General features: G+C 57.3%; 12 protein-coding genes. All 12 read left to right on the top strand.

The features are described from left to right. Window positions 1-784: FMN-binding glutamate synthase family protein (locus VGK14_RS13750; RefSeq protein ID WP_331509663.1), on the top strand; the 784-nt coding region annotated here is incomplete at its 5' end. A 359-nt stretch (window positions 785-1,143) separates the two neighbouring features. Beyond that, the gene (locus VGK14_RS13745; RefSeq protein ID WP_331509662.1) at window positions 1,144-1,434 is read left to right on the top strand and encodes a hypothetical protein; all 291 of its coding nucleotides are present in this window, start codon (window positions 1,144-1,146) and stop codon (window positions 1,432-1,434) included. A gap of 55 nt (window positions 1,435-1,489) precedes the next feature. Further along, complete coding sequence (locus VGK14_RS13740; RefSeq protein ID WP_331509661.1) at window positions 1,490-1,873, top strand: hypothetical protein; 384 nt, start codon at window positions 1,490-1,492, stop codon at window positions 1,871-1,873. Window positions 1,874-1,918: 45 nt separating this feature from the next. Beyond that, a complete protein-coding gene (locus VGK14_RS13735; RefSeq protein ID WP_331509660.1) occupies window positions 1,919-2,074 on the top strand; it encodes a hypothetical protein in 156 nt (51 codons plus the stop codon). A gap of 25 nt (window positions 2,075-2,099) precedes the next feature. Beyond that, complete coding sequence (locus tag VGK14_RS13730) at window positions 2,100-3,491, top strand: APC family permease (protein WP_331509659.1); 1,392 nt, start codon at window positions 2,100-2,102, stop codon at window positions 3,489-3,491. A gap of 18 nt (window positions 3,492-3,509) precedes the next feature. Continuing rightward, a complete protein-coding gene (locus tag VGK14_RS13725) occupies window positions 3,510-3,941 on the top strand; it encodes a universal stress protein (protein WP_331509658.1) in 432 nt (143 codons plus the stop codon). Between the two features lie 84 nt (window positions 3,942-4,025). Further along, the gene (locus tag VGK14_RS13720; RefSeq protein ID WP_331509657.1) at window positions 4,026-4,691 is read left to right on the top strand and encodes a hypothetical protein; all 666 of its coding nucleotides are present in this window, start codon (window positions 4,026-4,028) and stop codon (window positions 4,689-4,691) included. Continuing rightward, on the top strand, window positions 4,688-4,978 hold the full coding sequence (locus VGK14_RS13715) for a hypothetical protein (RefSeq protein ID WP_331509656.1): 291 nt from the start codon (window positions 4,688-4,690) through the stop codon (window positions 4,976-4,978). The genes VGK14_RS13720 and VGK14_RS13715 overlap by 4 nt, the downstream gene beginning before the upstream one ends. Then, the gene (locus VGK14_RS13710) at window positions 4,975-5,682 is read left to right on the top strand and encodes a type 1 glutamine amidotransferase (RefSeq protein WP_331509655.1); all 708 of its coding nucleotides are present in this window, start codon (window positions 4,975-4,977) and stop codon (window positions 5,680-5,682) included. The genes VGK14_RS13715 and VGK14_RS13710 overlap by 4 nt, the downstream gene beginning before the upstream one ends. Window positions 5,683-5,699: 17 nt before the next feature. Continuing rightward, complete coding sequence (locus VGK14_RS13705; protein WP_331509654.1) at window positions 5,700-7,709, top strand: methyl-accepting chemotaxis protein; 2,010 nt, start codon at window positions 5,700-5,702, stop codon at window positions 7,707-7,709. A gap of 37 nt (window positions 7,710-7,746) precedes the next feature. Next, complete coding sequence (locus VGK14_RS13700) at window positions 7,747-9,501, top strand: methyl-accepting chemotaxis protein (RefSeq protein ID WP_331509653.1); 1,755 nt, start codon at window positions 7,747-7,749, stop codon at window positions 9,499-9,501. A gap of 430 nt (window positions 9,502-9,931) precedes the next feature. Then, a partial coding sequence (locus VGK14_RS13695) for a GTP cyclohydrolase, FolE2/MptA family (RefSeq protein WP_331509652.1) occupies window positions 9,932-10,241 on the top strand: 310 nt, incomplete at its 3' end.

Below are 10,241 nucleotides of genomic sequence, written 5' to 3'. Positions count from 1 at the left end.
GGTCGGCGTCGACCAGCGTTCCGCCTGCCGTCACCCCGACTGGACCGGTCCCGACGATCTGGCCATCAAGGTGCAGGAACTGCGCGAACTGACCGATTGGGAAAAACCGATCTACATCAAGATCGGCGCCACCCGTGTATTCAATGACGTGAAGCTGGCGGTCCATGCCGGCGCCGACGTGATCGTGCTGGACGGCATGCAGGGCGGCACGGCGGCGACGCAAACGATCTTCATCGAGGATATCGGCATTCCTACCCTGCCGGCCTTGCGTCAGGCGGTTGAGGCGCTGGAAGACATGAACATGAAGGGCAAGGTGCAGCTCATCATTTCCGGCGGTATCCGGACCGGCGCCGATGTTGCCAAGGCCCTGGCGATGGGTGCGGATGCCGTGGCCATTGGGCAGGGTGTCTTGTTCTCGCTCGGGTGCAACAGCGAAACCTATGTGCACAATGGCGAGCATATCAGCGCGGAAGCCGATTACGCCGCGCTGGGTACGGCGCCCGGTTATTGCCATCACTGCCACACCGGCAAGTGCCCGGTAGGTGTGACGACCCAGGATGAAATCCTCGAGCAGCGTATTCAGCCGGCCTATGCTTCCAAGCGGCTGCGCAATTACTTGAAGACGCTGACGATGGAGCTCACCACGGTGGCCCGTGCCTGCGGAAAAATGGACGTTCACCACCTGGAGCGTGAAGACCTGGTGGCGTTGACGATAGAAGCCGCTGCGATGGCCAAGATTCCGTTGGCCGGCACCAGCTGGATACCGGGGGTTTCGCAATTCTAATTTCCATGTTGTAACTCCTCCCGACCGTTGTGTCGGTTTATGAAGGGAGCTATTGCAATGCTGAACGTACCACAGGATGTGACGGGACTTACCTCCCCCCGATCATCAAAGGCAGCAAATGTCTTGACGTGTTCGCCCGGCGCAATGGCTCCCTTCATTCTTTTTGTCAAACGGGAATGCTCATTCCCTTCTCGATCTGCTTTTGTCAAATGTTTTAGCAGCAAACCGTGAGTGCCTTATCAATTTGTTGATGGCGAGAAGCACTTTTTTGTCGGTAGTTAACTAGTGACCAAAAGGAGCAAGTGATGAAACAGGATTTACAGTCTCGGATACAAAGAATGTTTATTCAGGATTGCATCATGGCCTGGGTAGACGTTTTGCTGTTGTGGGTTGCTGTGGCTTTTGTGCTGGTCGGTATTCTCGGCATTGTCGAGGATAGCAATATTCGTTTTGCGCTTTATGCCGGTAGCGGTTTGCTGGTGCTGTTCAATACGGCGTCGGTTGCCGCGATGACCAGCCATTATGCCGAGGACAAGGATTTTATCTATGGCCTGGACATCAAGCACCTGGACGCCAACCGGCTCGCTGCGGCGACGATGGCCGGGGGCAAGGATTTTTCCTTGGCTTCGACTTCCACCGGCTCCAAATAAATGGGTCTGATCGGAAAATAACAATAATTCGTTTATTCATAAGGAGGGAGTTGTGATGGCACAGAAATACGTACCGAAAAAGCAAAGCGGCATTGGTCAGTTTATCGACAGTATTTTCATTCTTATCCTGGTTTACGTCAGCCTGTATATCCCGTTACTGCTGAAATCCGAAGCCGCTGCTGAAGCGGCCAAGGCCGGAGCGGCAAAGCCGACCTGGGATTCGTTGCATTTGCCGGCCGTGGTGCAGGAACAATGGGTAAAGCTGGGCTTTGATGCCGAAAAGGCGGCAGGGCTGATCGATACCAAATTCGACTACACCATCGATCCCATCATGCTGCTGATTACCGTGGGCGTGATCGTTGGCTATTTTGTCTACATGATCAAGGCTTCCGACAAGCAGTACCGCGAAGTCATTGCCGAGAAGTTCGGCGACAGATAGCCGCCTGAGATCGCGTGAATCACGCTTGATAACGAAAGGATGAACATGAGTTTCTGGCAACTATTGAGTTACGCCGCCTGGGGAATATCCGGTTTGCTGCTGTTCTGGATGCTGGCCGACATGGTGCGCGTGGCAAAGGAATATGACGAAGATTTCCTGATGAGTTCGCGCGAAGGTGCCGACGAACTTGCCGAGAAATAATCCTTAACCAAAGGGAGGACGGGAGATGAGTAATTCTGCAAGCGCTGCAACGACGGAGCGCATATCAATGCTGAAGGTGCTGAACCCTTTTCATATATGGGCTTTAGGGGTAGGCATCGTTCTGGTGGGTGAGTTCATGGGGTGGAACTTCTCGGTTGCCAAGGGAGGGGCATATGGTTCGCTGATCGCCTGCTGGGTGATCGGTCTGCTGTATACCTGTGTCGCCATGATCGATTCTGAAGTGACTTCAACGGTGGCAGCAGCAGGGGGGCAATACACCCAGGCCAAGCATATCATCGGGCCATTGATGGCGTTCAATGTCGGCTTGTATCTGGTCATGGCCTATACCATGCTGGAAGCGGCGGATGCGCTGGTAGTGGGCGACCTGATGAAATCCGGGGCCGAGGCGCTGGGATTTGCCGGGCTGGACACCAAACCGTTTGTGGTGCTGACCATCGCTTTCCTGGCCTGGTTGAACTATCGCGGCGTATTCATGACACTGACGCTCAACTTCGTCATTACGCTGGTCGCTTTTTTTGCGATCCTGATCCTGTTCATCGGCGTCGATCCCATGCATCCGGGAGCCATACTCAAGCACAAGGAGCTGCTGACCGATCTGCCTTATGGCTGGATAGGGGTGATCGCATCGCTGCAGTTCGGCATGTGGTATTACCTGGGGATCGAGGGCACCTGTCAGGCAGCCGAGGAAGTGCGCTCCGCGGGCCGTTCCATTCCGCTGGGCACCATGGGCGGCATGATGACCCTGCTGGTGGCCGCGACGCTGACCTGGTATATCTGCTCCGGCCTCATGCCATGGCAATATCTGGGACAGGCGGTAACACCGTTGTATGATGCCGCCACCATCGTGGGCAATACCAAGCTGCAGATCCTGCTGTTCGTCGGTACCATGTTCGCAGCCGTGGCTTCCGCTAACGGCTGTATCAACGATGCCGCGCGGGCCTGGTTCTCGCTGGGGCGAGATCGCTATATGCCGGTGTGGTTCGGCGCCATCCATCCGCGTTACCGCACGCCGTACCGCGCCATCATCTTTCTGATTCCGATTGCCGTTTCCTTTGCTTTCACCGGCCTGCTGGATCAGGTGATTACTTTCTCCATCCTGTCGGGCTTGCTGGGCTATACCTTCATGTCCATCAACATGGTGAAGTTCCGCAGAAAATGGCCGCTCGACAGCATCAAGCGCGGGTACGTCCACCCGTTTCATCCGATCCCGGCGATCACGCTGTTTATCCTGTGCGCGGCGGTCTACTTTGCCACCTTCCTGGGCTATGGCGCGTCGCTGCTGTCCATCATGGCTTTCTACATCGTGGCCTCGGTGTGGTTCACGTTCCGGCGCTACCAGTTCGTCAAGCGCGGTGACCAGTTCACCATGCCATGGCCGCGTCCCAACGGCTATTAACCCAAGGAGGAACAACTGATGAACAGCAATTTACTTTGTGCCATCGATGGCTCGCACAGTTCCGACAAGGCGGTGGATTACGCCGTCGACCTCGCCAGAAAAACCGGCGCGCACCTGACATTTATCGCCGTGAACCATGTCACGGATGAAGACCTGTCGCATAGCTACTTCTGGGATTCGACGATGCTCGATGCGGCGGACGCCCAGATGCAGGGCGAACTGGAGTCCGCCTTCGCCAGGGCGAAGGCGGCAGGGCTGCAGGACGTCGCCTGCGCCGTGGAAGGCGGGCATAATATTGCAGCCGCCATTATCGGCTTCGCGGAGAAAAACGGCTACGACCACATCATCACCGGTTCGGTTGGACGAACCGGCGTGTCCCGCATGCTGCTGGGTTCCATCGCCCAGGATGTCATCGTCAAGGCGCATTGTCCGGTAACGGCGGTGCGCTGAACGCGGGTGGCTTTTTAACGTAGTCCGAAGAGAGCGAGCCGGCAGCCTAGGATCGCTCTCTTTATTCTCGATGGGAGCCAGAAAATGTCTTATGCCCCGGTTGTGCTAGCGGCGTTGCTGATGGCCGTTCTGTGGTGGATGTACCAGGACCATCATCGGAAAACGAGAATGGGACGTTCGCAATTGCTGGATGAATGTGTTTCCTTGTTTGAAAGTCCGAAACTGTCCAGCAACGAGGCCGGTTACGCCGGGCTGGAAGGCATCTATCGCGGATTTCGGGTACGGATGACCCTGGAAGAAGACCATATGACGATGCGCAAAATCCCGTCGCTCTGGCTGCATCTCGAGGTGCAGGCCAAGGATGCGGCGACAATCGGCACGCTGGATATGTTGATGCGGCCGCAGAATACTGAATTTTACAGTCCCTCCTGGGATTGGAATGGCAGCGTGACGCCCTTGCCCGGGTGGCCCAGCCACGCCATTTACCGCACGCAGGGCGAATCTCCGGATTTGCAGGCAATCGACAGCTGCGTGCGCCGTTTGTTTACCGATGAAAAAGCGAAAGAACTATTGTTGATGCCGCGCGCGGTGCGCCTGACATATCAGGCGAAGCAGGCGGAACGGGGCGAATATCTGCTGCTGCGAATGGCTGCGTTCGATCATGCGCCCTTGCAACAGGAAAGCGTACGCGGCCTGCTACAGCAGGCTATCGGCATTCGCCAGCATCTCGAAGGAGCGCAAGCATCATGATGAGCATTGCCCAGAAACCGGTTAAGGCGCCGCTGCACCCTGTTGTGGTGTTGCTGATTGCGCTGGTTCTGCCCGGCGTGGGGCAGGTGGTGAACAATACGCCGTCGCGCGGCCTGATGATGCTGTTTTTCATGCTGATGCTGGGGGTGATTACCTTCAACCTGGCTGGCCCGGAGATTTCCGTCGTGGGGAAGTTTTCCGGCGGGCTGTTCATTTATGCCTTGTCGGTGATCGACGCCTATTATTGGGCACGCTACCGCTGGGAGCGGTTTCGGCGCGGTGTATGAAGCCTGTCGCTATCCTCCAGTTTTCGCCATCGGAAGGGCCTGGGCATCTGGCCGATTTTCTCGATAGCGCCGATATCCCATGGAAGCTCATCCGCGTCGACGCCGGCGCCCCATTGCCGCCGGACAGCAGTGCCTGCAGCGGCATGGCGATGATGGGCGGCCCCATGAGCGTGAACGATCCGTTGCCGTGGGTCCCGCCCCTGCTCGATCTGATCCGGCAATTCAACCATAACGGCATTCCGCTGCTGGGTCATTGCCTGGGCGGCCAGTTGATGTCCATGGCACTGGGGGGTGCCGTCACGGATAACAAGTGCAAGGAGGTGGGCTGGCACGAGGTCGACGTTGCGGATGAGCCGCAAGCCCGGGAGTGGTTCGGCCATGTGCGCAAGTTCACGACCTTCCAGTGGCATTACCAGACCTTCAGCATTCCGCCGGGAGCAACCCGCGTACTGCGTAACCGCTATTGCGAGAATCAGGCGTTCACGCTCGGGCCGCACATCGGTTTCCAGTGCCACATCGAGATGACCGCGAAGATGGTGAAAAAGTGGTGCGAGAGCGATGAACAAGAAATTGCCGCCGCTGCCGGCACCCCTTCGGTGCAGTCCGTCGCGCAAATCCTGGAAGGCCTGGAAATGCGCGTGGGGCGGCTGAACCGGCTGGCAGACAGCGTTTACACCCACTGGATGGATGGATTAAGAAAATAAGAAAAAGGTAGTGTGTCATGCAATTTCGAATCAAAACATTCCGCATGAAAGTGGTGGTGGCTGCCGCCACGATTACCCTGGTCGGTTATGCCAGCCTGGTAGGCTTCATGACCAGCACGCGCGCCACGGAAGCCAGGCAAAACGGCATCAGAATTGCCCAGCAGATAGCGCAGGACGAAGCCCGGAAGATTTCGCTGCGCCTTTCGCTGGCGATGTCGATCGGCCAGAATTCCGGCTACGCGATTATCGGGCTGCAGCAGGGCGGTCTGGATAGCCGGCCGCTGGTCAATCAGATGATCGCCGGAACGTTGCGTGAGCACAGGGAAATCCTGGCGCTCTACACCGGCTGGGAAGCCGGTGCGTTCGATGGCAAGGATGCGAATTTCATCAACCGTACGGACCTCGGCTCCGATGCCGCCGGCCGCTTCATGCCTTACTGGCATTTCGATGGCGAGCGGGCGGTGGTGGAACCTCTGGTCGATTACGACAAGGAGGGCGCGGGGGATTACTATCAGCTGCCAAAAAAATCCGGCAAGCCGGTGCTGATCGATCCCTACGTCTATGCGGTGTCGGGTGTGCCCACGCTGATGACTTCGCTAGTCACACCCTTGATGGTGAATGGGAAATTCGTCGGCATCAGTGGTGTCGATATCGGGTTGAAGAGTTTCCATACGGAGCTGGAAAAAGTCCGCCCGTTCGAGGTCGGCTTCCTCAAGCTGTACTCGAATTCCGGCACTTATATCGCATTGCCGGAGAGCGCCAGAATCGGCAAGGCGGCCAGCGCCGACGAGTTGCCGCCGCCGGCGCGCAATGCACTCAAGGGTGGCCATTCGTTTCAATATGTTGAAAACGATATAGGCCACTTTCTCGAGCCGGTGTGGGTTAGCGGAGCGGACGCGCCGTGGATACTGGAAGTAACGGTGCCGATTTCCAAACTGCTGGAAAGCTCTGTTGCCGATCGCAACAAATCCTTGCTGATCGGCTTGGCAAGCCTGGTGCTGATGTTCGTCGTGCTGGTGTTCCTGCTCAATGTACTGACCAAGCCAATACACAGGATGCGCGATGCCATGTGCGGCCTGGCTGGAGGCAGCGGCGACCTGAGCTGCCATCTGACGGTCGACAGCGAGGACGAGATCGGCGAAACGGCGCAGGCATTCAATCAATTCGTCGACAAGCTGCGCCGTATGCTGCTGGACGTGCGCGAGGAAATCGAACAGCTGGGCAGCGGCATCAACCGGCTTGCCGGCGTCACCCGGAGGATTGACGAGGACTCGCGCAGGAATGCCGATATTTCCAGTGAAAATGCCGCAACGCTGGAGCAGCTGACCACCAGCATCGCGCATGTCGCCGACAGCGCCAGGAGTGCGGACGGCATGAGCAGGGAAGCCGGCGAATGTTCCACCGCCAGCGTCGACACCGTGCTCCGCGCATCCGACATGGTGGCCAAGGTGTCAGCCGACATGGGCGCATTGAGCACCACCATGAAAGATCTGTCGCAGCGCTCGGTCGAAATCCAGAGCATAGTCGGCGTGATCAAGGAAATTTCCGACCAGACCAATCTGCTGGCGCTTAATGCGGCGATCGAAGCCGCCCGCGCCGGCGAAGTGGGCCGAGGGTTTGCCGTGGTGGCCGATGAAGTGCGCAAGCTGGCGGAGCGCACTGCCAAGGCCACGGTGCAGATCGGCGAGATGATCGAGGGGGTGCATCAGGATACCGAACGGGCGGTGAACAATATGGAGGCGGCCGGAAACGCCGTGAGCGGCAGCGTGCAACAGTCGAACGAGGCGGCAGTCGAGATCCGCAAGATGCAGGAAATGCTGCAGGCCGTGGTCGTGATGATGGCCGAGATCGCGGGTGCGACCAACGAGCAATCGGTGGCCGCTTCGCAGATGGCGCAATCCGTGGAGCGCGTCGACCACATGGCGCAAGCGACCAACCAGTCGATGCACGATGCCTCGCTGACGATCCAGCAGCTGGATGAGCGCGCGGCCCAACTGCTGCAGATCGTCGGGCAGTTCAAGCTGTGAGCGTGCGGAAAATTATCGATTACATTGAGAGGTCGTTATGCTTTCCTGGTTGAAATTTATGCAAAAGCAGGATGCTCCGGTTGTGGCCATGCCCATCGAAGCGCCGGAGCCTGCCTTGGCTCCGAGGCCGGTAGCGGAAGATTTTGATGGGATATGGCTCGGTGTGAGTCAGTTGAGCAGCCGGATCAGGCATCTGGTGCAATATGCGCTTAATGCGGAATCCACGCACGCCGGCAGCATCATGGAGGTCGAAGAGCGCTTGGGGGCGATGCGGCTGGAAATTACCAATGCCATGGCCAAGATGGAGCATGGGATTTCCAACGCGGAAGACCGGAGAATCCAATCCGTCGAGCAATTGAAGAGCGCCATGCAGACTATCGAAAGCGGCTTGGGCGGACTGGACCAATCGCTGGCGCGGAAAATCGCAGAAATCGGTAATGTAGTCGATGTGCTGGAGCGCATCGGGAAAGAACTGGATCTGCTTGCGCTCAATGCGGCCATTCAGTCGGCGGCAGCCGGGGAAGTGGGGAGGCCATTCGGTGTCGTCTCGGACCATATCCGCGGGTTGGCGCGCGATACCGTGGCCAACGCCAAGCAGGTATCCGCGCTGCTGGACTTCTCGATATTTCAGAAACAGCTTGCCGAATTCAGCAGGGTAAGCGGAATCAGCGTACACGAAGTCGACAACCAGACATATGCGGCATTCGATGCCGTGTCCGATGCGTTTGACGAATTGCGGATGGCCCTGGAAAAAGTCGACGAGCACAGCAAGGTAGTGGTCTCGATGCAAAGCGTAAGCCGTGGTGCGCTGGGGCGGCAAAGAGCCAAGGCGGAGTGGGCCAGGGATATTGCCCGGACGCTTGCCGAGGCAACCATAACCAGAGAGCCGCAGTTCGGGTTGCAACGGGTGTTGAGCGATCAGTGCGTTCATGCAGCGGGATATGACCGCTTGGAAGCCATTCGTTCGCGTAACAGGTTGAGAGTGGCCATTGAACCTTCTTTCAAGGGGCTCTCGTTCCGCTTACGCCCCGGAGAGCCACTGAGAGGTCTGGACGTGGATTATGCGACGTCCTTTGCTCGCTGGCTTGGCGTACAAGTTGAGTTTGTCGAGTATCCATGGGATCAATGCACTGAATTGCTGTATGTGGGGCGACGTCCTCAGGAGCAGGAGGTCGATCTGGTGTGGAGTGCGCTCCCACCCAACGCCGCCTACGAAGGCGTCGCCTTTTCCGACAGTTACACTTATCTCAATTATGTGCTGGCGCGTCGTGTCAATGACACCCGTATCAACGGACTGCCTGATCTATCGGACAAAGTCGTCGGCTGCATCAACGACCCTGCTGCGTTTGCGACGCTGGAGGCCGCCGGGCTGCGCTGGAGCAAGCATAGCCATGTCGAGCCAGGCAAAACGCGGGTTGCCAACCTGATCGGATTCTCGGATCAAAGCGTCATCCATGATGCGCTTGCCGACGGCGTTGTTGATGCATTTGCGGCAGACCAACCGATCTTTGCCTGGGCTTGCTATGGTGAAGGCAGTCCCTGGCGCGGAAAAATAGAAATCCTCCCAGAGAATCTGGCTCCTGAACCTTGGTACTACGCCGTTGGAACGGCAGATGGTCATTCTTCATACCACCTGCTCGCCGCCGTAAACCGCTTCCTGTCTGATTTCAAAAAGTCCCAAGAGCGCAAGGAGATTGAAATGCGCTGGCAATTCACGGTTATAGACGGAACAAGAAGTTACAGGGATGAGCCAGGTCACCTGCATGGCGAGGCTGCGCTGGCGGAGGCATGAAGCGCGCATGGATGAGTGCTATTGATGCGTGGGGTGCGTCTGACCGGCCGCATTTCAGCCGCCGATTTAGCTGTTTGAAATGATCTAACCACTTTGGAGTAATCCCTAAATGGGATTGTGCTGGCTGGATGCCGGTTTGATAATCGAATCGAGTGGAATGGCTTTGCCCCCTCCCGGATTGCAGGGCTATTCCACTTACATCTCCTCCTGGACTAAGAGTTAAGGCTTGGTTAGGACTTGGAAGGGGGTCGGGTAATGACGATGCATGAAATGGCGGACAGTGCCCCCAGCTTTGTTTCCGCCGAGATATTCATGCAACAAGGCTGGGCATTGCGTGATCCCCTTCGTTTTTTGGAGCGAACCGGAGAGATGCTGATATCGGGCAAGGACTTAAGTGGCTTGGGTTCTAACTTGTGTAAAGGTGAACAGAATGAATCTTCCCATCGATTTCCCCATAGAGGACGTTCAGGGCATGCTTGATACGCGCCATCTTGCGATCGACAAGGTCGGCATCAAGGCCATCCGCCATCCGATCAAGGTCAAGGACAAGAGCGGCGGGGTGCAGCATACCGTGGCGATGTTCAACATGTACGTGCATTTGCCGCACAACTTCAAGGGCACGCACATGTCGCGCTTTGTCGAGATCCTCAACATGAACGAGCGCGAGATTTCGGTGGAGAGTTTCGAGACCATCCTGCGCGAGATGGTCAAGCGCCTCGAGGCCCAGTCCGGGCATATCG

Source organism: Novimethylophilus sp., assembly GCF_036504375.1.
GTDB lineage: Bacteria > Pseudomonadota > Gammaproteobacteria > Burkholderiales > Methylophilaceae > Novimethylophilus.
This window is presented reverse-complemented; position numbering and strand designations above follow the sequence as displayed.